The following is a 21,875-nucleotide window of genomic DNA, read 5'->3' as shown; positions in this document are numbered from 1 at the left end:
GCAACTACACTAAATGGAAAAACGTCTGTTGGAGGAATTTATGAGTAAGCATTCTTTTATTCCGATTATTGTCGGAACTAATATTAACGCCTATAATATGGCGATTTCATTTCATGAAGAGTACGACATTAAGCCTGTAATTGTAGGTAGAGAACCATTGCCGTTCACAAGTTATAGTACAATTACAGATATCCAAGAATTGAATCCAGGTTTGCATGATCCTGAAATATTCGTCCAGTTTTTACGTGAAATCGCCAAAAAATATCGTACTGCTGATCAAAAACTAGTTCTAGTTGGAACGGATGACTTATATGTCCGACTAATTATTGAGCAGCGAGAAGCTTTACAAGAAGATTTCCTGTTCAATTATATCGATGAAGAAATTATGAATGCCGTGTATATTAAGAAAAATTTCTATGAATTATGTGCAGAACACGGAATAGATACACCTTCCACGTACTTTCACTCGTGTTTATCTGATGAACCATTTACAGAAAAAGTACTGTTTCCAGTCATCATCAAGCCGAGCGACGGGGTGCAATACTATCGCCATCCGTTTGAAGGCTTGCAGAAGATTTATAAAGTCGATACATATGAAGAAATCAACCGTATTATCCAGATGGTAAAAGCTAGTGGGTATACGGAAGATCTGATCATTCAGGATTTCATCCCTGGCGACGATACGTATATGTGGGATGCTGTATATTATGCTGATCAGCACGGTAAAGCACAGTTAATCACATTAGCACAAGTGGTACTACAAGAACGTGCCATGACGGCAATTGGAAACTACACTGCATTGATTACGCGTTATAATGAAGAGATCATGACGAAGCTTGCGAAGTTCCTAGAAGCGATTGGTTACGTTGGATACGGAAACTTCGACTTGAAATACGATGAGCGCGATGGGAAATTTAAAGCGTTTGAAGTGAATATTCGTCAAGGACGTTCAAGTTATTACATTACGCAGTGCGGTGAGAATATGGCGAAATACTTGGTCGATGACTTAGTATACGGGAAGGAAAAGCCGTTAACCTATTTAGATGACCATTTCTTATTTACTGTCGTACCAAAAGCAGTATTGAAAAAGTTTGTCGATAATCCACCTATGGAAAAAGAGATTCGATCTTTGATCAAAGCAGGAAAGTATGGTAATCCTTTATTTTATAATAAAGATAAGCATATGAAGCGTAAATTGTATTTACTGATGCGTCAAATTAACTACTACAAGAAATATAAAAATGCTGTCGAATAAGAAAAAATCCCTGCGCATTTGCAGGGATTTTTTAACTTTACTTCAGTATTTAGCTGAATCGGTCTACTAGGTCATGCATATTTTCGGCTTCTGTGTGAAGGTCGAGAGAAGCATGCATAATCGTGTTGATGGCAGCTTTTTGTTCATCGATAGATGCATTGACTTGTTCTGTAGCTGCCGCTGATTCAGTTGCGACTGCTGCAATTTGATCAATTGCCTGAACGACATGTTGTCGATTTTCGTCCATGCTACTCATATCACTTTCCATAGTTTTCAACAGGGATGTGATGTTGAGGATGGAATCGGATAATTGTTCAAAAGCATTTTTTGTATCTATAATCGTGCCTTCTTGATTACTCGTCAAATCTAATGTGTGTTTCATTTGATTTTCAGCAGACGTCGTATCTTTTCGGATATGCACTAGTAGGTCGCGAACTCTCGTAGTTGCCTCGTTTGTGTCTTCAGATAATTGACGTACTTCATTTGCTACTACAGCGAATCCTTTTCCGTGTTCACCTGCGCGAGCGGCTTCAATACTAGCGTTTAATGCCAATAAATTCGTTTGTTCTGAGATCGATGAAATCGTTTGAACGATGGCTTGGATCTCATTCATTCTGGATACGAGTTGTGAGAAATTACCTTGCAAATCGTTGATTACGATGTGGAAGTTAGTAGAGTTTTCCTCTAATGTTTCGGCTTTTTGCATACCTGAATTTTGTAGATCATTCATGCTGTGCATCTCCGCCACGACATGTTCATATTGTGCTGATGCGTTGGAAATCAGCGTAGATAATTGCCCAACTTTTGTGATAGCAACATCTGCTTCCTCAGATTGCAATACCGCACCTGAAGATACTTCAGTAATCGCGCTGTGGATTTCGTCAGCCGATGCAGTTGCTTCTTCTGTAATCGCGCTAAGTGTTTCGGAAGATGTTCTCATACGATCTGAAGAAAGTCTTGTCCGACCGACCATCTCATTTAGATTATTTTTCATCGTATTCACATTTTCAGCTAAGTGGCCGAGCTCATCACGTGAACGGATCGGAATATCTTCACCTGACAGTTTACCTTGTGCTATTTCAGCTGTAATGAGGCGGATATTCTTAATGTATGATGTCAAACGCCCTGAGAAAATAGAGAATAGTGTAACCCCTACAATAATAGAAATAATAATAGAAATTAATGTGTACCATAAAACATGTTTGGCTCCAGCATTAAAGTCTACTAAGTAGGTTCCAGCTACTACGATCCATCCCCAATTAGGATCTTCTAAGCCGTAAGTAATTTTTGGTGCTTCTACATTCAAGTTGCTTGGCAGCGGCCAGTCATACTGTACATAACCGCCTCCGTTTTTAGCTTCTGAGATTACTTCACGAATGAAGTAACGACCATCTTTTGTTTTGGTTTCATAGAGGCTTTCTCCTTCTTTCTGCGGGTGTACAAGCAAAGTACCTTCCTGATCCACTACATAGAAGTAAAAGTTCTCTCCGTATTTTGCTGGATTGTCTAAAGGTCTAGTACCGTCAGCAGCCATAGGACCCATAATTTTGTCTTTAGCTCGTTCTTGTGCGTCTTCTAAACTAATTGTGCCGTTCTCTACTTGGACATTGAGCTCATCGATTAAATCTAGGACAGCATACGTCCCGTTCTGTAATCCCATCTCCCCGACTTTCTCCAGCTCTTGCTTCGCTACAAAATAATTGACGATTCCTACAGCGAGTAGTGGTATTAAAATAACTAGAGCTGCAAGCGCTATCAACTTGTTGCGTACTGAACCTTTCAATATGTAATCCCCCTTTTGCATCTTTTATGTGAAACCTTTATCCCTTATTACAGTATAGGCTATTCTGATTAATAACGGAATAGATTGTCTCATTTACTAGTAATTTATTACTTAAATTTCTAGCTTCGTTGTTAAATGGCAGCTGTGTACCCTTCGATTCTTGACTTGAAAAATGCAGTAGGCTACACTTAATAGAGCTGTGGCTGTACGGTTCTTTAAGATTTTCAAAAAGTAAAAACGGATATTGTATGGAGCTATAGTAATGTAAGGAGTGTTCGAGCAGTGCCGATTTTAGATAAAAGCAATGCAAAAGATGTTAAAAGATATGAAACGTTTATGAGAAATTCTCCGTTTCGTTCGATTACACAAGATCCCAATTGGGCACATGTAAAAGATGATTGGGGCAATGAGCAAGTATATGTAGAACGTGATGGAGAAATTGTAGCCGCTATGTCCTTATTGATACGAAAGGTACCAGGCGGTTTTTCATTACTATATGCACCACGTGGACCTATTTGCGATTTACATGATCAGAAGCTGGTTGAAGAATTGATTAAAGAGGCAGAAGTACTAGTGAAAAAACATAAAGCCTTTGCATTAAAAATGGATCCTGAACAGCTGTATACAGATGAATTGGACAAGTTATATCGTGATGCAGGTTACATAGTACGCAACGAAGGCGCGGGTAAAGAAGAGTTAATCCAGCCTCGCTACAATATGATTGTTAAATTGACGGACGAGGATGAAGATTCTTTAATGCTCAAATTCCGTAGCAGAACGCGAAGTAAAATCCGAAGCTCGGCACGTAAAGGTGTAGAGATATCTTATTCACGCAGTGATGAATATTTAAAGAAATTCTTTGAAATCCATGAAGAAATGTCTGTTCGGAACCAAATCTCTATTCGTTCATATGATTATTTCGTCAAAATGCGAGAAGCATTCGATGATTTACGCATTTATATAGCTAAGCACGAAGACGATTACTTAGCCGGCGCTGTAACTATTAACTATAACGGAAAATTGTATTACTTATACGCAGGTAGTTCCAATACGAAGCGTAACTTGAATCCCAGTTACCTAATGAACTATGAAATGATGAAGTGGGGACTGGAAATCGGTGCGGAACAGTATGATCTTGGTGGAGTATTCGTACTCGACAGTGAGCAAGATGGATTATATAATTTTAAAAACAGTTTTTGTCAAGTAGACGGTGTGACAGAATTTATCGGTGAAATCGATAAAGTGTATAAGCCATTCATTTATAACATGTTTGTGAAAGTAGTGCCTAAAATTCAGAAGTTGAAAAAGAAGCTTCAAAAAAAATAACCGGTTGAAGTCCTCAACTATAGAAAAGAGTGAACCGAATGAATTTTTTAGACGAGCTGAATGAATCTTTGCGCACAAAATGGAAATTTAAGCAGCCTATGCCCATTCAGTCTCAAATGATACCCGAGATGTTGTCAGGCAAAGATATAGTAGCTGAATCACCAACAGGAACAGGTAAGACACTAGCGTATACGTTACCTGTAATCCAAATGGTCGACGGGAACCTACCGAAGACACAGGCGTTAATCATCACGCCATCACAAGAGCTATCCATGCAGATTGTCAATGTGATCCGTGAGTTGGTTGAAGGAACTTCTGTAACAGTGACTCAGTTGATTGGCGGCGCAAACATGCAACGCCAGGTCGAAAAACTGAAAAAGAAACCGACAATTGTTGTCGGTACACCAGGAAGATTAAATGAACTAGTAAGAGAAAGAAAGTTGAAAATGTATGATATTCAATACTTGGTCATAGACGAAGCGGATCAACTTCTGTCTCGTGAATATCGCGTATTGGTAAAAAGTTTGATTGAAGCAGCAAACCCTGAACGTCAGTTAGCGGTTGTGTCAGCCACAATTACGGATGAAATCGAACTCGTGGCTAAACAATTGATGAATGATCCGATTCGGTTGCAAGTCAATTCAGATGAAATTCCGAATAGCGGTCAAGTGATTCATTCATACGTAAAAGTAGATGAACGTAAAAAGACGGATATATTGCGAGGCATTTCCGCATTATCAGGCGTGCGAGCACTAACATTCATGAATAATGTGGATCAATTGCGCATGAAAGAGCTGAAACTACTCTACAACGATGCGCCGATTGCAGTCCTTTATTCTGACATGAAAAAACTCGACCGCCAGAAAACGTTGGAAGACTTCAGAAAAGGCACTATTCGGATCCTCATCGCTACAGACTTAGCAGCACGAGGATTGGATATTGAAGGACTAACACACGTCATCCATGTCGACGTACCGCACACAGCGGAACAATATGTGCATAGATCAGGAAGAACAGGCCGCGCCGGAGCAGACGGAGAAGTCCTGACACTTCTATCCTATCCAGAAGAACGCGACTACCGTAAAGTTTCCAAAGGCTTCAAAACTGTCCAAAAAGTTTGGTACAATGGACAACTGATCGAAGGAAACTCCAAAACAGTTGACGATTTGAAAAAAGCGGCGCCAAAGAAATCCAAACCGAAAGTTAAGAAAAAGAAATAATAAAAAACGTATCACTCAAACGACGATACGCAAAAACTGAAGACTACCCTCGTATTAGGGGGCAAGTCTTCAGTTTTTTCTTTCGATTAGTAGGAAATTACTCCAAAATTCCGTAGCAAAAAAATGAGCATGCACGGAAACATCCGCACACACTCATTCACATCATTTCATTAATCAAGCTGAGTTAAAATAATAGGCTGCCCCTTCGTCACGACAATCGTATGCTCTATCTGCGCAACGAGTGACTTGTCAGGCGTAACAAATGTCCAACCGTCATCTAACTCGATTACGTGCTCAGCCGCATGCGAAATGAACGGTTCTACCGCAAGAACCATACCGTCCTTTAATAACGTTTTATCCCAAGGGTCATAATAATTCAGAACATGCTGAGGATCTTCGTGAAGAGATGTACCAATTCCGTGGCCAGTTAAATTTTTGATCACATGCAAGCCGTGATCTTTCGCTTCACGCTCTACTGCTTTACCGATTTGATTCAAACTAGAACCAGCTTTTACTTTCAATAACGCGCGATCCAAGGCAGACTTTGCTACGTCGCATAACTTCTGCTTTTGCTCGTCAGGTGTACCTGCTACAAATGAAATACCCGTGTCTGCAAAGTAGCCGCCGGCTGACCCAGAAACATCTATATTCACAAGATCACCGTCTTGGATCTTGTAGCTTCCTGGAATGCCGTGCGCTACCTGATGGTTGACACTGATACATGTATAGCCAGGGAAGTCATACTGGTCGATAGGAGCAGAAACAGCACCTTTTTCAGCAAATAGGCGACCGGCCATATCATCAAGTTCTTTCGTTGTGATGCCAGGTACCGTAGCACCTTTCAACGTTTCACGAATTTCTGCAACAATTTTACCAATTGCCCGTAACCCCTCTAATTGTTCATCATTTTTTACAATCATGTTTACAAGTCCTTTCTTCCGTACAATTTATTCAATTCTACTATATCATACTTTATTGATGTTTTTTTAATGATTCGCTTGTTCTTCCATTCCTTATTTCAAGACTTTTACACCTTGATAGACATTCCAAATTAGGACGCTTACAAACAACAAACCATATAAAATGATGAATAGTATAGGAACGAATCCCCAGAACATCATATTGTTATTTGTATTAGTGATGGTATCAACGTTAAAAGAAAATATCGAAAAGGACATGATGATGAAACCAGCAATCAGTAATGCCATAGGAACGACATGTGAAACGAGTGCCTTTTTGGCATGACGGCGAACTTCGAATTCATCCGCAACGAAATAAATGATGATCGGCAATAGAAGGGGGGCGAAAAAGACACTGAAATAACTAAGCGAAGACAATAATTTTGAATTTGACATAGCGTAACCTCCACTCTCTAGCATGATAGTCCATACTCTAACCTATACCCGAGTTTACGGTATTATCATGAAAAAAACACGGTTGCCCCATTGGCACCGTGTTATAATTGTTTGGGCTTTGAAAAACGCTGGCCCATTACTAGTATAAAACCGATTACTGCGGAAAGAAATAAAGCGGCTGTTGAAACAAATAGCTCATCGGTTCCATTTTTTATGGCGATACCGATGAAAGACCAAATAATGATTAAATTAAACATAGAGTCACGGTAATGATACATAAAATGTAAAGCGATCGCTGCTGTTAAAGTTAAGAAAAGGACTGTCCATAGTGGATCACTCAAACCCCATCCTGTCCAATCATGGAATTTGAAAGCATAGTTAGAATTTGCGATGACTGCGATGAAAATCCATGCCATATAAGCTGAAATCGGAAGTCGTTCCCGATTCGTTTCGTCTATTTTTGGATAACTGAAATACAGAACTAGTAAACAAATTAATAGGGCGATTACGCTAACAATAGCCCAGTAATAATAACTATAATGCCACAATAAAAGCCATGCAATATTAAAGAAGCAGCTGATTGAGAATGTAACTGCACGTAAGTTAGCAACGAATGAAGAGAGACTATCTGATGTTTTGAAAAATAAGTATAACCAACTGACAAGTAATAGATCTAGCACTATCCAAATTGAAAAGACGTACTCTGCAGGCATGAATAGAACCGGCACTCGATTAGCAATCTCCCAAGTAGTTAGTCCATTAAGTGGGATTAAATTGGCAGCGATATGAGTTCCAATCATGATGAGCAACGAAAGTGCCATCAAAATAATTCTTAGCATGATAAAATCCTCCTGAACAACAGTATACAGAGATTCCAGAACCGTGGAGGGAAAAAGTATGAATTTTCCTTTACAAATGAGAAATTGTGGCGTTCTATTGTCTTGTACATGTAAAAAAACTATAATAAGAACTATTGAATTCAGGTAACTGGTACTGAATTTCCGTTTCATTTGGATCAATTGAACAAAGTAGAAGGTTAGAACAGAATGCTTCGAAAAGGATGAGGAAAAATGATTTTACTCGAAGGGGAGCAATGCTACCTACGGATACTCACAGAAGATGATGCGTATCAGTTCACCCAGCTGCTTATTGCGAATAAGGAGTATTGGACGGAATTTGAACCACGGCACGATAATACGTATTACACAGTAGCAATGCAGCGGGATAAAATTCGAGAATCCCTCTATCAAATGCGTGATCGACGGGAGTATAATTTCGGTATTTTTGATTCGGAAACAAGTTTGATCATCGGCCAGATTTCATTGTATAGCATTAAACGGTTACCGTTTTCCAGTGGTTTTGTGGGGTATTCCATTGATCAGCGGCAAACAGGAAGAGGAATCGGCACAGAAGCGGTCGCACTCATTAATCAATTTGCGTTTGAAAAAGTGAATCTACACAGGGTGGAAGCATATGTATCCCCTCGTAATGTTGGTTCGGTCAAAGTATTGGAAAAAGCGCGGTTTCGGCGTGAAGGATTATTGCGCCAATTATTATTTATTAATGGCGTATGGGAAGATCATTATATGTATGCCATTGTAGAAGAGGATTATTGAAAGGGTAAGACCTTTTTGGAAAAGTGGATCACTATATGGAAAAACCGGCTCTTCGAATAGAAGGTGTCGGTTTTTTTGCAGTTTTTAAGGTGGGGTAGCGGTGGACACCCGGTGGTTGCCGCTCATAGTTTCGTGTAGTCGCTCATAGTTCATACCGAACCGCTCTAACGCGCGAAGTATCCGCTCTATATCATCTAGTAACCGCTCATACACCCGATCCAACCGCTCATAGTCGACACGCAACCGCTCTATACTCTCTAGCCGCACGTCAGGCCATTCATTCTGAAGTGGAGTAGCAGTGGGCACCCGATTGCCGCTCATAGTTTCGTGTAAGCGCTCATAGTTCATACCGAACCGCTCTAACGCGCGAAGTATCCGCTCTATATCATCTAGCATCCGCTCATACACCCGATCTAAGCGCTCATAGTCGGCACGCAACCGCTCTATACTCTCTAGCCGCACGCCAGGCCATTCATTCTGAGGTAGAGTAGCGGTAGCCACCGGGTGGTCGCCGCTCATAGTTTCGTGTAGGCGCTCATAGTTCATACCGTACCGCTCTAACGCGCGAAGTATCCGCTCTATATCATCTAGTAACCGCTCATACACGCGATCTAAGCGCTCATAGTCGACACGCAACCGCTCTTCTATACTCTCTAGCCGCACGCTAAGCCACACCCCACGCCCCAAACCCTCACAAAAACACAAAAAAACCGGCCTCTTCAAGCAGTGAAGAGGCCGGTTTTTCAACGATATATTTTTACAGAGATACTTCTTGTGCTTTGTATCCATCTTCAATAATGTCCAGCTTACCGTTTGTAGGGTCGACAACAAGACCGTGTACATTTACGTCAGTTGGGATGAGTGGGTGGTTACGGATTGCATCCACACTCTTTTTCACGCTTTCTGTTACATCGCTGAAACCGTGCAACCACTTCTCCATATCGATACCTGAGTACTTCAATGTTTTGAACATGTCCGGGTTTACGCCACGCTCAATCATATTTCCTATAATGTGTTCAGTGTTGATAGAGCTCATGCCACAATCATGATGGCCGATCACGTATACTTCATCTGCTTGTAATTCATAAACGGCAACTAATATACTGCGCATCAAACCGCCAAAAGGAGACGTGATAATGGCGCCAGCACTTTTAATAATTTTTGCATCACCGTTTTTTAAGTTCATTGCTTTAGGGAGGAGCTCGATTAATCTTGTATCCATACATGTAAGGATGACAATTCGTTTATTAGGAAACTTCGTAGTAGCAAACTCTTCATACTTTTTTTCTTCCACAAACGTTTTGTTATAATTCATAATTTCGGATAGTGATGTCATTGTTATAATCTCCTCCGTACTGTTTATAGTATGTAAAAGAAAAGAGTTGCCTTTTTAGGCAACTCTAATCATGAAATCTATATCCACTAAGTCTGGAATAGAAGCAAATTAGTTTCTGCCTTCTGGTTTTGGATCAATAGTATTGGAGTCGTTTGAATCCATTGATCCGGATAAGAAGTGCATCGTAAACAAGGATGCAAGTCCAAGAACAACCATGTAACCGATCACTGTTGTATACATTAAAGCCATTTGAAAGCCCCTCTTTCTGAAATGTATTATGTCCTCATCACCATTATACACGATTTTCAGTGAAAAATTAAGGGCTACTGTAAACTTTGGGGCAAAAGTGACGGATTTTAGAATGCCCAGTTGCCATTACGGAAGACAGGCTCTACTGTCCCATCATCGAGAATTCCATCAATATCCATCTTTTCAGATCCAATCATAAAGTCGACGTGTGTTAAGCTTTGATTCAATCCATTCGCTTGTAGTTGTTCTGTATCCATTTCTTTCCCGCCATCTAGACAAAATGCATAGGCGCTTCCAATTGCCAAGTGATTCGAAGCATTTTCATCAAATAATGTATTGTAGAATAACACATTTGAATTAGAAATAGGTGAGTCGTGCGGCACTAGTGCCACTTCGCCAAGGAATTGTGAGCCTTCATCAGTATCGACAAGTTGTTTCAGTATTTCCTCGCCTTGGGTAGCTGTAACGTTTGTAATTTTACCTTCTTTAAACTGAATCGTGAAGTCATCAATGATCGTTCCCGCATAGCTAAGTGGTTTAGTGCTAGTAACAGAGCCATTCACTCCTGTTTTTAGCGGTGCCGTAAAGACTTCTTCAGTCGGCATATTGGCCATGAACTCGTGCCCGGCCTGATTAACACTACCAGCCCCGCACCATAAGTGCTTTTCCGGTAATTCTATTGTTAGGTCAGTGCCTGGAGCTGTATAATGAAGTTTGCGATAATGTTTACTATTCAAATACTCTACTTTTTCATGCAAGTTTTCATTATGCTCTTTCCATGATTGCACTGGATCTGGCAAATCAGCTCTTACAGCACGTAATATAGAATCCCATAGAGCGGGTACTTGTTCCTCTGTAGATAGTTCAGGGAAGATTTTAGCCGCCCATGCTATCGAAGGTGCAGCAATGACTGTCCAGCTGAACTTATCTGCCTGCATAGCTTGGCGGAACTTGTTGAGGGCAGTGCTGGAAGCTTTTTGATTATCGCGTATTCTGCTAGACTCGATACCATTTAATAAGTCTGGATCTTGCGATACGATTGACATGAAAGCAGCGCCTTTTTCAGCTAGCTGTTCACGTTCCATCTGTTTCCATGTGGGGAACTCGGAAAACGAATCGGCTGGCGCCTTTTCATAACGCAGACGTGTAACAACATCGTCTACCCAGTCTACGAACACTTGTCGTGCCCCTGCTTCATAAGCTTTTTCAACAATTAGTCGAACAAATAAAGTATTTTCAGTAGAAGCGCTGATGAATAGATATTGATCCTGTTGAATATTTACACCCACTTTTACAGCTAAGTCAGCATAATTGGAAAGCTGATCTTGAAATTGATTCATCATGACATCTCCTTTTTACGTGTTGTGACAATTCTAACAAGTACAGATCGCAGTTCGCAACGATAATGCAATCAAAATAGGATGAAATACTCTCAGCTCCTTCAGAATAGTCGGCGGTTTTCCCTAAACAACGTCATAAAATAACCGAAATAATAAGTAGAATGTAGTATTTGGAGGCTTTATACATGGATTTGTCCACAATTGTAGGTTTAGTATTAGGATTTGCAGCTCTCCTTATTGGAATGACGCTAAAAGGAGTAACACCCGACGCGTTACTTAACCCGGCTGCGATCCTAATCATCATAGCAGGAACGATTGCCGCTGTTGTCATTGCTTTTCCGATGAGTGAATTAAAAAAGATACCTAAATTATTCAAAATTATTTTCACACAGCAAAAACTTGCATCAGATGCGGAATTAATTCGTCTATTCTCTTCTTGGGCTGATATTGCTCGTCGAGAAGGATTGCTTGCATTGGAGGCAAAAACAGATGAAATTAATGATCCATTTTTGAAAAACGGATTGAGCTTGGCAATTGACGGACAGAATGCCGATTATATTCGGGATGTATTAAGTGAGGAAATTGAGGCGATGCAAGAGCGTCATTCAGTCGGAGCTTTAATCTTTTCACAAGCTGGTACATACGCCCCTACGCTGGGGGTTCTCGGAGCTGTTGTAGGACTGATTGCAGCACTAAAAGATATGAATAATATTGATGCGTTAGGTCATGCAATTTCTGCGGCATTTATTGCAACATTGCTTGGGATTTTCACAGGGTACGTTTTATGGCATCCGTTCTCCAATAAACTCGTACGTAAGTCTAAAGAGGAAGTTCGACAAAGAACCATGGTGATTGAAGGCATACTCTCCGTATTGGAAGGGGAAGCACCACGTGTTATCGAACAAAAATTGGCATCTTATCTTTCTGTAGAAGACCGGAAGAAGCTAGCTATTGATGGCGGCGAAGGAGCTGGTAAAGTTGGCGAAGAAGCGTAAGAAAAAGAAACACGAAATAGAACATATTAATGAGTCCTGGTTATTACCTTACGCCGATCTACTGACACTATTACTAGCATTATTCATCGTATTATTTGCTACGAGTTCAGTAGACGAAGGGCGATTTGCAGAAGTCTCTAAAGTATTCAGTGAAATATTTGAAAGTGGGAGTGGAATTATGAGTGAAAGCGCGCCAACCACTACCCCTGTTCCAGATGATTCGGTAGGGGAGCAAGATGAAAACTCCTCCTATGTAGAAGATCAGCAATCCCTGGGAGAAACCCAGGATGATCTGGACGAGTATATTGCTGTAAATGAATTAGAAAATCAGTTTGATACTGAAATGACAAGTGAAGGCTTATTACTGACGATTCGGGACAGTGTATTGTTTAAATCGGGAGAAGCAACAATCAATCCTGAGTACAAAAGACTGGCGAATGATATTTCCCGTCTTTTGACACTAGATAGACCTCGCCAAGTAGTCATCACAGGTCATACAGACGATATACCGATTAACAATGCCCAATATTCATCGAACTGGGAATTAAGTGTTATGCGTGCGGTAGAGTTTTTGAAAATCATTGTGGCAGACAATGAAGTTGATCCCAATCTATTCAGTGCGAAAGGGTATGGAGAGTATAAGCCGATCGTTCCGAATGATACAATAGAAAATCGCAGTAAAAATCGAAGAGTAGAAGTACTGATTCAACCACTTGTTTTAAAAGATGGCACACCGGTCACCACGCAATAAAAAAGCGACTCCACGTGGAGTCGCTTTTTTAATTGCGCATAGAACCAAGTTCTGAAGCGATTGCTTGCATTTCATTCGGTGTGATGTTGTCGCGTTTCATGACCATTTCGTACATATAGTACAAATCTTCGTACTGTTCTGTACTGAAATTTTCAGGTTTCATCGCATCCACATTTACCATGCGTAGTTTTTCTTTAATCTTTTCAATCATGTAGGAAACATTCTCAGGTGATTTTGTAGATAAATCCATATTCTTACCGCCTTTCCTCTAATGAAAACTATCATTTCATGAAAGCAGAAGGCTGTCAACTGTACTTTGAGACGTTACTTACGAGACTCTTCACGTTCTTCGTCAATTTTCTTCTTAAAACGTCTGGTTTCCAAAATGACCACACCGGACAAGCCGAGCAATCCAATTAAGTTTGGAATCGCCATTAAGCCATTTAATACATCTGCTAAAATCCATACAAGATCTAGTGATGCAGTAGCCCCTACAAAGATGAATGCTACGAATATAATTCGATAGGTAAGGACTGCTACACGATTAGGGAAGAGGTATTGGAAACACTTCTCACCGTAATAACTCCAACCTAAAATGGTAGATGTAGCAAAGAATACAAGTCCAATTGATACTAAAATCGGTCCGACACTACCAAGGAAAGAACCGAACGCTTCAGCTGTTAGGGTACCTGCATCAATTGATTGATCCTGCCATTTATTACTCATTACAATCGTAACACCTGTAATTGAACAGATGATTAACGTATCGAATAATACTTGTGTCATTGAAACAAGTGCCTGACGCCCGGGCAAATCCGTACGTGCAGCTGCTGCAGCGATTGGAGCAGAACCGAGACCCGCTTCGTTAGAGAAGAGTCCGCGTGCAACACCGAATCGGATAACTGTACCGATTGCACCACCGGCAACTGCCTGGCCTGTGAATGCATCCGTAAAGATAAGACCAAATGCTGCTGGAACTTGTTCGATATTTAAGATCATAACGATGGCTCCGGCAATGAAATAGAATAACGCCATGATGGGTACGAAAAATGCCGTTACACGACCAATTGACTTAATACCTCCGAGTATAACGAGTGCACCGAATAATACTAATGCAATTCCCGTAATATAGTGGGGCACTTCAAATGTGCTTTTCATTACGTCTGCTACTGCTTTAGATTGTGTTCCATTACCAATTCCAAACGCAGCCAAAGCACCGAATATCGCAAATAGTACACCGAGCCATTTTTGCTTCAGGCCATGTTCGAGGTAGTACATAGGTCCGCCAGCCATTAAGCCGTTGGAATCTTTGACACGATACTTAACAGCCAAGATTGCCTCACTGTACTTTGTTGCCATACCGAAGAATCCGGCTAGCCACATCCAGAAAATTGCACCAGGTCCACCCGCTACAACAGCAGATGCAACTCCGACGATATTACCAACACCGACCGTGGCGGCCATCGCGGTCATTAGAGCTTGGAATTGGGAAATGTCACCGTCTACTTTTTTATCATGTTTCCGTGTAAATACTTGTTTCAGTGAATAGGGCAGTAATCGTAATTGAATAAATGTTAAGCGTAGTGTTAAGTAAATTCCGGTACCAATTAATAAAATGAGCAACGGTGGTCCCCATATTAAATCGGACGCAGTAGTCAAGAAATTCTCGATCTTATCCATTTCATCCCCCCAATTTCTCTTAGATGTGTATATTCGTTTCCGAGATTTCGAGAATCAGCTCCTTTCAGTAGATTCTGTTATTAACATGTTATTGTTAATAATCTAAAAAATAGAACGATTCGTCAAGCCTTTTTTGAATAAAGTGAAACAAAGATTGTTTGGTAAGTTGCAATGTGGGTATAATGAAGTGAGAAGTAAACGTGAACAAGGAGGCGAAAAATGTATGGGTTCTAGTAAATTTGGAAGATATGTATTAGGCGGCGCACTACTTGGAGCTGCAGTGAGTATGTTGGACCGAGCAACCAGACAGCATACGATGACTACAGCAAGAACATCGTATGAAAAAGTATTATATTACAAAGAAAATCCGGATATTATAAAAAATGAATTCCAACAGAAAAAAGAAAAAGTACAAACTCTTGTTGATCAAGTGAAAGGTGATGTAAATTACATCAAATCACAGGTCGATGAAATCAAGACACTGACTCCGCAAGTGAAAGAAATGTTTGCGGACACAAAAGAAGCAATCGCTGATTCCAAATCAGAGTATGAGCACATCATCGAGGATGATTCTACAGCTGCATCTTCTGTTTCAACAGATGGAGATGCTTCATTGCCTCCGATGATCCAAAAAAAAAACGTGATACCACTAGAGAAAAAATAAAGGTAGAATCAGTAAATGAAAGGGGGACACATCAGTTGGATAAACAAAAAAGTGCCCCTTCTTCAGATGCTGAAAATGAAGAAGAGTCTCAAACGGCAAAAGTTAAAGAATTCATTAAGGATGTAAAAGACGGAGAAGAAGAGGATTTTGATCCAACTACTACGAGCGGCTTTTTCAAACAATTGATTATCCGGGTGAAAGAATTGGATATTTCAGCAGCTGGTTCGCAGTTAGCGTTCTTTTTCCTGTTGTCATTATTCCCTCTATTAATCTTCCTTTTTACATTACTACCTTACTTACAGTTAGATCAAAGCCAAATCTACATGTTTATCCGCGAGTATGCACCAGAGAGTACAGCTTCTCTAATTGAAGGGACACTTTCTGAAGTACTAGATAATAAAAGTGGAGGATTACTGTCAGTCGGAATCTTGGCTACCATCTGGTCTGCGTCTAAAGGTATGGGAGCAGTATCAAAAGGCTTGAATGACGCGTATGAAGTGGAAGATGACAGGAACTTTTTCGTTTCTAAAGGATTGTCGATCGCATTTACTATTATGTTAGTGTTGACGGTAATCGTCGCGTTAGTACTACCGATATTTGGTCAACCAATTGGTCAAGTGATTTTTACGTTCTTAGGATTGGAAGAGACGTTCCTGACTGTATGGAATTTAGTTCGATTCCTCATTCCACCATTCTTGATCTTTACGGTATTCTCTTTACTGTATTGGCTTGTACCAAGTGTGAAGTTGCATTTTAAAGAAATACTTCCTGGTGCGATCTTTGCGACAATAGGATGGATTATTACGTCGCTAGGCTTCTCGTTCTATATTAGTAATTTTGGAAGTTATGCCAATACGTATGGCAGTATCGCTGGAATAATCGTATTAATCTTGTGGTTATACTTATCAGCTATCATTTTGATACTGGGAGGTACGATCAATTCAGTCGTGAAAAATCGTCAAGACCATGCACAACAAACTATATAAATAAAAAAGTGAAGAAGGTTTTCCTTTCTTCACTTTTTTTATTTATTCTATTTTATTAAGCATCCGTAAACCATTTAATATAACCAAAATCGTACTTCCTTCGTGTCCAATTACGCCAAGTGGCAAATCGACTACTTGCATGAAGTTTGCGATAATGAGGATCGAGATGACAGCAATTGAAAAGAATACATTTTGTTTAACGATTCGCTGCATTTTTCTTGAAAGCTTAATGGTGTAAGATAAGCGATTCAAGTCATTTTGCATGAGTACAACATCAGCTGTCTCTAGCGCCACATCTGTACCTTCACCCATCGCGATGCCAGAAGTAGCAGTAGCTAGAGCAGGTGCGTCATTAATCCCGTCTCCTACCATGCCGACCGTACCGTATTCTTTCAATAAATGCTTAAGCTGAACGACTTTCTCTTCTGGTAAACATTCTGCAACGTACGTATCGACACCTACTTCATTTGCGATTGCATGAGCGGTCTTTTCATTGTCGCCAGTTAACATAACAGTACGAAGCCCTAAAGATTGTAGCGATTTAATTGCAGAAATAGCTTCTTGTCGCAAAGTATCCTGTAAAGCAGCTAGCGCTACTATTCCTTGTTCATCTCTCATGAAAATGACCGTTTTACCTTCATTCGCAAGCGATACTGCAACATTGTCTTGGAAATCTTCCACTAATTCTTCCCCGATAAATTTTGGATTTCCAATTAGAATCTCTCCTTGGCCGGTTTCTGCTTTGATACCAAATCCAGGGACGTCTTCAATATGAAGATTTCGCTCAGGTTCAACGCCATGATCCTGGGCGTAATTGATAATTGCTTTTGCCAACGGGTGATTGGATAGGGATTCCGCACCTGCAAATAAAGCAAGCGTTTCCTTCATATCCGTACCTTCCCGAACGATAAAATCCATCACAACGGGTTTCCCAGTAGTCAAAGTACCTGTTTTATCAAAAGCGAATGCTTGTAATGTACTTAGGTGTTCTAGGTGAACACCACCTTTAAATAATACCCCTTTTCTAGCACCGTTAGAAACAGCGGCTAGCGTAGCAGGCATAATCGAGGCCATTAACGCACAAGGGGAGGCAACAACTAACAAGACGATTGCACGGTAGAATGTTGTAGTCCAGTCCCAGTTAAATAAAAAGTGGGGTAAGAACATCATAATGACAACTGCTGCTAGTACAATTTTCACGTAAGATCCTTCAAAGCGCTCGATAAATTGTTGAGAAGGAGACTTTTCACTTTGTGCGTTTTGCACCATCGTAATAATTTTCTGGAATAACGTCTCAGAACTTGGTTTCGTCATGGTCATGCGAATCGCGCCGCTAATATTAACAGTTCCTGCAAATAGTTCATCATTTTCCTGTTTTGTCACCGGAATAGATTCACCGTTAATGGCTGACATATCAATCGAAGTGATCCCGCTTACTACTTTACCATCGACCGGAATACGTTCGCCTGGTTTAACGAGCAATATAGAGCCAATCGATAATGAGTCTGTAGATACCTTTTTCTCACTGCCGTCTTCAAGGATTAGCCATGCTTCCTCAGGCTGCAATTCCATTAAAGAAGAGATTTCTTTATGGCTTTTATTGAGTGTATAGGTTTCTAGTGCACCGCTAATTGCGAAGATGAAAATCAGGATTGCACCTTCAGCCCAGTATCCGATAATACCTGAACCAATAGCTGCAAAAATCATGAGCATTTCAACGTTAAGTTCTTTATTGGCTATCGTTTCTTCAATACCTTCCTTGGCCTTAGCGTAACCGCCGATCAGAAACGCTATGATATACAGCGTAACAGAAAAAGATTCTGTGCCGTTTTTACCTAAAATCCATGCAGCAAGTATGATAACCCCTGATAATATAGCCGCAATCAATTCCAGACGCGCAGACCAGTCAACCGTGTGTTCCGATTGTTCTTTTGCAAGTGTTGTCATGTAATCTCCTCCTAATTGATAATGAGTTTCAATTTCAAATCTCTTATTAAAGCAGCAAAGTCGACTCTACAGTTGTAGAATCGACTTTTTGGGCATCAAAATAGAATGAATATGAAGTTGTAATAGTTATTATCTACAGTATATCATTTCTCAATGAGAAGTGTTACTTAAATGGCTAATTAAAGTAAATTGGGTAAAAAGGTATAAAGGTTAGTACATACAGTAGTGTCAATGGAGGGGATTTTTCGTGCAAAAATGTGCTCCGACACTCCGCTTATGCTCGCAAAAGCTATGCTTTGTTACGCCTTTCGCTCTAGGCAGACACGTTTGGAGAAGTAGCGATAGGCCGCTCTTTTAGTCGGCTCATCGCTAGTCGGTCAATGTATTCAAAAAAGCAGCGAGTGAAAGTTCTCATTCGCTGCTTGCTTATTAGTTGAATACTTTTTCTTTAAACTGGGAGAGTTTTTCGAGTGATGACTTGTCAATATCAGCATGCAGACTGTTACCGTGTGAGTCCATTGTTACGACTGCTGTGAAGTCCTCAACGCGTAAATGCCATAGTGCTTCGGGAATACCGAACTCCAGCAAATCTACGCCTTCTACCTCTTTAATACAGTCAGCATAATACTGTGCTGCGCCACCGATGCCATTCAAATACACGCCGCCATGCTCTTTAAGAGCTGCAAGTGTTTTGGGTCCCATTCCGCCTTTACCAATCACTGCGCGGATACCGAACTTCTTCATGATATCGCCTTGGTACGGCTCTTCACGCATAGAAGTCGTTGGACCCGCTGCTTTAATCTCATACTTGCCTTCATCGTTCTTTAGAACAACCGGTCCGCAGTGATAGATGACTTGACCATTCAAATCAACAGGGGCTTCGTTATCCATTAAATGCTTATGAATTGCATCGCGACCTGTATATATACGTCCTGAAATTTTTACTACGTCACCAACATGAAGGTCACGAACGTCTTCTTCTGAAATAGGTGCTTGTAGATGTACAATACGTGCAGTAGATTTTGCTTCTTCAGCTGGTTGTTCAAAAGCAATTTTCTCGCCTTCATTATAATGCCAATCCATGATTTCACCAGTTTTTGCATTAATGTTCACCGCCATACGGCGATATGCCCAACAGTTATAGGCGACGGATACGTAGAAGCTTGCCGGAATACGATGCATGACACCGATTTTACATCCCAGTAAAGTTGCTTCACCACCGAAGCCCATTGTCCCGATTCCAAGAAGGTTGGCTTTCTCCAATACATACTCTTCTAATTTTGCAAGTTCGGGAATTGGATTAACGTCTGTTACATCACGGAAAAGTTGTTCTTTCGCCAGATCATATCCAGATGAACGGTCGCCGCCGATTCCAACACCGATAAACCCGGCAGAACAACCTTGTCCTTGTGCTTGGTAAACTGAGTGAAGGATACACTTACGAATACCATCTAAATCGCGTCCTGCACGACCAAGACCTTCCAATTCGGTAGGTAGGCTGTATTGGATGTTTTTGTTTTCACATCCGCCGCCTTTTAAGATTAGTTTTACTTCTATATACTCTTCTTCCCATTGCTCAAACTTTACAACGGGTAGGCCGATACCTAAGTTATTGCCGCTATTATCGCCAGTCAAAGAATCTACAGCGTTCGGACGAAGTTTTCCTTTTTCTGTAGCTAACTCCAAAGCACGTACAATTGCAGCTTTGATTTCCAATTGGTTTACTCCGATTGGTGTTTTAATTTTGAATGTAGGAAGGCCTGTATCTTGACAAATAGGAGATAACTTATCATCAGCCATATTAATATTATTTGCAATCGTATCCAAACTCATTGCAGCGCTTGTTCCTTTATTCTCTTTTTCCTTGGCTGAAAGGATTGCACGTCGAACGTCTTTTGGTAGGTTTGTAGACGTTTCGCAAACCAGTTCATATATACTCTTCTCAATTGTCTCTATGTACATCTCAAAATCCCCCGTTAGTATATGTTATTTTTTCGAACTATCCATCTGATCTTCTAATTCATCGAGTAACATGATCAGACGATCTATATCCTGGAGGTCCGTGTGTTCTGGCTCAATCGCTTCCAATGTTTCGATGAATTGATTGAATCGGTTTTTCAGTTCGATGACTTGTTCATTATTCTGTGAGTTATCCATACGTACACCTCTTTCTATCATTGATATCGTATATGAAAACACTCTCTTTTTCAATCTGATTTTGTTGTGCATATAGTAAATGGTGAAAGAAAAAGAAAATAGTAGATTTTTCATTAAAACACTTTACAATTGTAAGAATAGTTGGTATAGTTAATTTATTCAAAAGAAAAGGAGGTCGTAGTTATAGAGACGAATCGAATCCTAGACACATAACAACGAAGGAGGGGATCCGTAACAATCCAACATCGGAAAAAACGTTGGATAACTACGAATGTAAATATGCAAACTGAAGACGAATCAAATAAGTAGAGACCTTATCTGTTAGAAGTGAATATACAGATAAGGTCTCTAATTTATTGTGTAATCGCATTTCCTTTCTCATATTCCTCTACTAACTGATCGAGCGAATGGAATTCATAGCCTTTCTTCTTGGCATCACGAATGAAATCAGGAAGTGCCTCTGCATTATCAGGTGACACAGTATGCATAAGAATGACGGCACCCGGGTGCAGCTGATTCATCAATTCGTTATAGGCATACGCTTTTCCTTTTCGTTGGTCCCGATGCCAGTCAATGAATGCGACGGACCAGAAAATATGCCTATATCCGAGGTCATTCCCTTTTTGCAGTAACTTCGCGTTAAATGTCCCCTCTGGCGGCCTCGTGTAGATGGTCCTTTTTTGACCAGTAGTAGCATATACAATTTCATCTAGCCTTTTCCACTCATCTTCCATCTGTTTCTCAGTTAAATTCGCCATATTCGGATGATCGTATGAATGATTTCCGATACCATGACCATCTTTCACCATACGTTTTACTATATCACTGGCGCTTTTTACATAATGTCCTGTTAAGAAAAATGTGGCGGGAGCTTTCTCTTTTTTCAATGTATCTAAAATGCTTTCCGTGTAGCCGGCCTCATATCCGTTATCGAATGTTAGATAAACGACTTTTTTATCTTCTTTCCCTTTATAGATTGCACCGTGATCATCCAGCAATTTATCCAGTTCCGCTCCAGCAGAAGGGGGAACTCCTTCAGTAGCCTTCTTGAATCCCCAATGAAATGCTTCCGCTTGAACAGTGAAAGGGTTCATCACAACTCCCACAATTAGCAAACAAGATGCCAGTAAAATTCCTGACACATGATGAGTCATTAAGCATCACTCCTTTTTACTAAGGATGTGCTGATCCGCTTTTTGTATGTAATAAAATGAA

At 40.4% G+C, this 21,875-nt stretch carries 22 protein-coding genes; 8 read left to right on the top strand and 14 right to left on the bottom strand.

Annotated features, from left to right (window positions below; translation table 11 throughout):
- Window positions 1-40 precede the first annotated feature (40 nt).
- Window positions 41-1,255, top strand: a complete 1,215-nt coding sequence (locus tag SporoP17a_RS06160; protein ID WP_083033645.1) for a carboxylate--amine ligase — start codon at window positions 41-43, stop codon at window positions 1,253-1,255.
- Between the two features lie 49 nt (window positions 1,256-1,304).
- On the opposite strand, the gene SporoP17a_RS06155 is transcribed toward SporoP17a_RS06160, so the two are convergent.
- Window positions 1,305-3,038: a methyl-accepting chemotaxis protein gene (locus SporoP17a_RS06155; protein ID WP_237262394.1), complete on the bottom strand. Its 1,734-nt coding sequence runs from the start codon at window positions 3,036-3,038 to the stop codon at window positions 1,305-1,307.
- A 282-nt stretch (window positions 3,039-3,320) separates the two neighbouring features.
- On the opposite strand from SporoP17a_RS06155, the gene SporoP17a_RS06150 reads away from it, so the two are divergent.
- Window positions 3,321-4,364 carry a lipid II:glycine glycyltransferase FemX gene (locus tag SporoP17a_RS06150; RefSeq protein WP_083033641.1) on the top strand — a complete coding sequence of 348 codons (1,044 nt, stop codon included), beginning with the start codon at window positions 3,321-3,323 and terminating at the stop codon, window positions 4,362-4,364.
- 38 nt (window positions 4,365-4,402) lie between these two features.
- Complete coding sequence (locus SporoP17a_RS06145; protein ID WP_083033639.1) at window positions 4,403-5,584, top strand: DEAD/DEAH box helicase; 1,182 nt, start codon at window positions 4,403-4,405, stop codon at window positions 5,582-5,584.
- Window positions 5,585-5,754: 170 nt separating this feature from the next.
- Here the strand turns inward: SporoP17a_RS06145 and map are convergent, their stop codons facing one another.
- The 3 genes from map to SporoP17a_RS06130 form a co-directional block, all read right to left on the bottom strand.
- On the bottom strand, window positions 5,755-6,504 hold the full coding sequence (gene map / locus SporoP17a_RS06140) for a type I methionyl aminopeptidase (protein ID WP_083033637.1): 750 nt from the start codon (window positions 6,502-6,504) through the stop codon (window positions 5,755-5,757).
- 93 nt (window positions 6,505-6,597) lie between these two features.
- Window positions 6,598-6,939, bottom strand: a complete 342-nt coding sequence (locus SporoP17a_RS06135) for a magnetosome magnetite crystal formation protein family (protein ID WP_083033634.1) — start codon at window positions 6,937-6,939, stop codon at window positions 6,598-6,600.
- A gap of 101 nt (window positions 6,940-7,040) precedes the next feature.
- Window positions 7,041-7,778: a hypothetical protein gene (locus tag SporoP17a_RS06130; protein WP_083033631.1), complete on the bottom strand. Its 738-nt coding sequence runs from the start codon at window positions 7,776-7,778 to the stop codon at window positions 7,041-7,043.
- Window positions 7,779-8,009: 231 nt separating this feature from the next.
- On the opposite strand from SporoP17a_RS06130, the gene SporoP17a_RS06125 reads away from it, so the two are divergent.
- The gene (locus tag SporoP17a_RS06125) at window positions 8,010-8,555 is read left to right on the top strand and encodes a GNAT family N-acetyltransferase (protein WP_083033628.1); all 546 of its coding nucleotides are present in this window, start codon (window positions 8,010-8,012) and stop codon (window positions 8,553-8,555) included.
- A gap of 84 nt (window positions 8,556-8,639) precedes the next feature.
- Here the strand turns inward: SporoP17a_RS06125 and SporoP17a_RS06120 are convergent, their stop codons facing one another.
- The 4 genes from SporoP17a_RS06120 to SporoP17a_RS06110 form a co-directional block, all read right to left on the bottom strand.
- Window positions 8,640-9,218 (bottom strand): hypothetical protein, encoded by a 579-nt coding sequence (locus SporoP17a_RS06120; protein ID WP_156890532.1) that lies wholly within the window; start codon window positions 9,216-9,218, stop codon window positions 8,640-8,642.
- Between the two features lie 94 nt (window positions 9,219-9,312).
- Window positions 9,313-9,891: a beta-class carbonic anhydrase gene (locus SporoP17a_RS06115; RefSeq protein ID WP_083033624.1), complete on the bottom strand. Its 579-nt coding sequence runs from the start codon at window positions 9,889-9,891 to the stop codon at window positions 9,313-9,315.
- 108 nt (window positions 9,892-9,999) lie between these two features.
- Entirely contained in the window at window positions 10,000-10,140 is a 141-nt protein-coding gene (locus SporoP17a_RS16870; protein ID WP_167693389.1) for a hypothetical protein, read from the bottom strand.
- 107 nt (window positions 10,141-10,247) lie between these two features.
- On the bottom strand, window positions 10,248-11,480 hold the full coding sequence (locus tag SporoP17a_RS06110) for an aminopeptidase (RefSeq protein ID WP_083033622.1): 1,233 nt from the start codon (window positions 11,478-11,480) through the stop codon (window positions 10,248-10,250).
- 185 nt (window positions 11,481-11,665) lie between these two features.
- Here SporoP17a_RS06110 and motA point away from each other — a divergent pair, with 185 nt between their 5' ends.
- Complete coding sequence (gene motA, locus SporoP17a_RS06105) at window positions 11,666-12,475, top strand: flagellar motor stator protein MotA (protein ID WP_083033620.1); 810 nt, start codon at window positions 11,666-11,668, stop codon at window positions 12,473-12,475.
- Window positions 12,459-13,226, top strand: a complete 768-nt coding sequence (motB, locus tag SporoP17a_RS06100) for a flagellar motor protein MotB (protein WP_083033618.1) — start codon at window positions 12,459-12,461, stop codon at window positions 13,224-13,226. The genes motA and motB overlap by 17 nt, the downstream gene beginning before the upstream one ends.
- A 28-nt stretch (window positions 13,227-13,254) precedes the next feature.
- Here motB and SporoP17a_RS06095 read toward each other — a convergent pair whose 3' ends face one another.
- Together SporoP17a_RS06095 and SporoP17a_RS06090 are read right to left on the bottom strand one after the other, a co-directional pair.
- Entirely contained in the window at window positions 13,255-13,476 is a 222-nt protein-coding gene (locus SporoP17a_RS06095) for a DUF1128 domain-containing protein (RefSeq protein WP_083033610.1), read from the bottom strand.
- 74 nt (window positions 13,477-13,550) lie between these two features.
- Window positions 13,551-14,906, bottom strand: coding sequence for an alanine/glycine:cation symporter family protein (locus SporoP17a_RS06090; RefSeq protein WP_083033608.1), 1,356 nt, complete (start codon window positions 14,904-14,906; stop codon window positions 13,551-13,553).
- 223 nt (window positions 14,907-15,129) lie between these two features.
- Between SporoP17a_RS06090 and SporoP17a_RS06085 the strand changes: the two genes are divergently transcribed.
- Both SporoP17a_RS06085 and SporoP17a_RS06080 read left to right on the top strand, forming a co-directional pair.
- Window positions 15,130-15,570 (top strand): hypothetical protein, encoded by a 441-nt coding sequence (locus SporoP17a_RS06085; RefSeq protein ID WP_083033607.1) that lies wholly within the window; start codon window positions 15,130-15,132, stop codon window positions 15,568-15,570.
- Window positions 15,571-15,605: 35 nt separating this feature from the next.
- Window positions 15,606-16,556, top strand: coding sequence for a YihY/virulence factor BrkB family protein (locus tag SporoP17a_RS06080; RefSeq protein ID WP_083033604.1), 951 nt, complete (start codon window positions 15,606-15,608; stop codon window positions 16,554-16,556).
- A 42-nt stretch (window positions 16,557-16,598) separates the two neighbouring features.
- Here the strand turns inward: SporoP17a_RS06080 and SporoP17a_RS06075 are convergent, their stop codons facing one another.
- From SporoP17a_RS06075 to SporoP17a_RS06065, 4 genes are all read right to left on the bottom strand, one after another.
- On the bottom strand, window positions 16,599-18,503 hold the full coding sequence (locus SporoP17a_RS06075; RefSeq protein WP_083033602.1) for a heavy metal translocating P-type ATPase: 1,905 nt from the start codon (window positions 18,501-18,503) through the stop codon (window positions 16,599-16,601).
- A gap of 429 nt (window positions 18,504-18,932) precedes the next feature.
- Window positions 18,933-20,465 carry a fumarate hydratase gene (locus tag SporoP17a_RS06070; protein ID WP_083033600.1) on the bottom strand — a complete coding sequence of 511 codons (1,533 nt, stop codon included), beginning with the start codon at window positions 20,463-20,465 and terminating at the stop codon, window positions 18,933-18,935.
- Window positions 20,466-20,489: 24 nt separating this feature from the next.
- A complete protein-coding gene (locus SporoP17a_RS16865; RefSeq protein WP_167693388.1) occupies window positions 20,490-20,660 on the bottom strand; it encodes an SE1561 family protein in 171 nt (56 codons plus the stop codon).
- A 353-nt stretch (window positions 20,661-21,013) separates the two neighbouring features.
- Entirely contained in the window at window positions 21,014-21,814 is an 801-nt protein-coding gene (locus tag SporoP17a_RS06065) for a polysaccharide deacetylase family protein (RefSeq protein WP_083033598.1), read from the bottom strand.
- Between the last annotated feature and the right edge of the window lie 61 nt (window positions 21,815-21,875).

The organism is Sporosarcina ureae, from assembly GCF_002082015.1.
Lineage (GTDB): Bacteria > Bacillota > Bacilli > Bacillales_A > Planococcaceae > Sporosarcina > Sporosarcina ureae_A.
The sequence above is the reverse complement of the archived record's forward strand: the minus strand, read 5'-3'. Positions and strand labels throughout refer to the sequence as shown.

Bases quoted from the DNA above. Each gene is read 5' to 3' on its own strand.
- SporoP17a_RS06160 (WP_083033645.1), top strand. From the start codon at position 41: ATGAGTAAGCATTCTTTTATTCCGATTATTGTCGGAACTAATATTAAC.
- SporoP17a_RS06145 (WP_083033639.1), top strand. From the start codon at position 4,403: ATGAATTTTTTAGACGAGCTGAATGAATCTTTGCGCACAAAATGGAAA.
- map (WP_083033637.1), bottom strand. From the start codon at position 6,504: ATGATTGTAAAAAATGATGAACAATTAGAGGGGTTACGGGCAATTGGT.
- SporoP17a_RS06135 (WP_083033634.1), bottom strand. From the start codon at position 6,939: ATGTCAAATTCAAAATTATTGTCTTCGCTTAGTTATTTCAGTGTCTTT.
- SporoP17a_RS06130 (WP_083033631.1), bottom strand. From the start codon at position 7,778: ATGCTAAGAATTATTTTGATGGCACTTTCGTTGCTCATCATGATTGGA.
- SporoP17a_RS06125 (WP_083033628.1), top strand. From the start codon at position 8,010: ATGATTTTACTCGAAGGGGAGCAATGCTACCTACGGATACTCACAGAA.
- SporoP17a_RS06115 (WP_083033624.1), bottom strand. From the start codon at position 9,891: ATGACATCACTATCCGAAATTATGAATTATAACAAAACGTTTGTGGAA.
- SporoP17a_RS16870 (WP_167693389.1), bottom strand. From the start codon at position 10,140: ATGGCTTTAATGTATACAACAGTGATCGGTTACATGGTTGTTCTTGGA.
- SporoP17a_RS06110 (WP_083033622.1), bottom strand. From the start codon at position 11,480: ATGAATCAATTTCAAGATCAGCTTTCCAATTATGCTGACTTAGCTGTA.
- motA (WP_083033620.1), top strand. From the start codon at position 11,666: ATGGATTTGTCCACAATTGTAGGTTTAGTATTAGGATTTGCAGCTCTC.
- SporoP17a_RS06095 (WP_083033610.1), bottom strand. From the start codon at position 13,476: ATGGATTTATCTACAAAATCACCTGAGAATGTTTCCTACATGATTGAA.
- SporoP17a_RS06090 (WP_083033608.1), bottom strand. From the start codon at position 14,906: ATGGATAAGATCGAGAATTTCTTGACTACTGCGTCCGATTTAATATGG.
- SporoP17a_RS06085 (WP_083033607.1), top strand. From the start codon at position 15,130: ATGGGTTCTAGTAAATTTGGAAGATATGTATTAGGCGGCGCACTACTT.
- SporoP17a_RS06075 (WP_083033602.1), bottom strand. From the start codon at position 18,503: ATGACAACACTTGCAAAAGAACAATCGGAACACACGGTTGACTGGTCT.
- SporoP17a_RS06070 (WP_083033600.1), bottom strand. From the start codon at position 20,465: ATGTACATAGAGACAATTGAGAAGAGTATATATGAACTGGTTTGCGAA.
- SporoP17a_RS16865 (WP_167693388.1), bottom strand. From the start codon at position 20,660: ATGGATAACTCACAGAATAATGAACAAGTCATCGAACTGAAAAACCGA.
- SporoP17a_RS06065 (WP_083033598.1), bottom strand. From the start codon at position 21,814: ATGACTCATCATGTGTCAGGAATTTTACTGGCATCTTGTTTGCTAATT.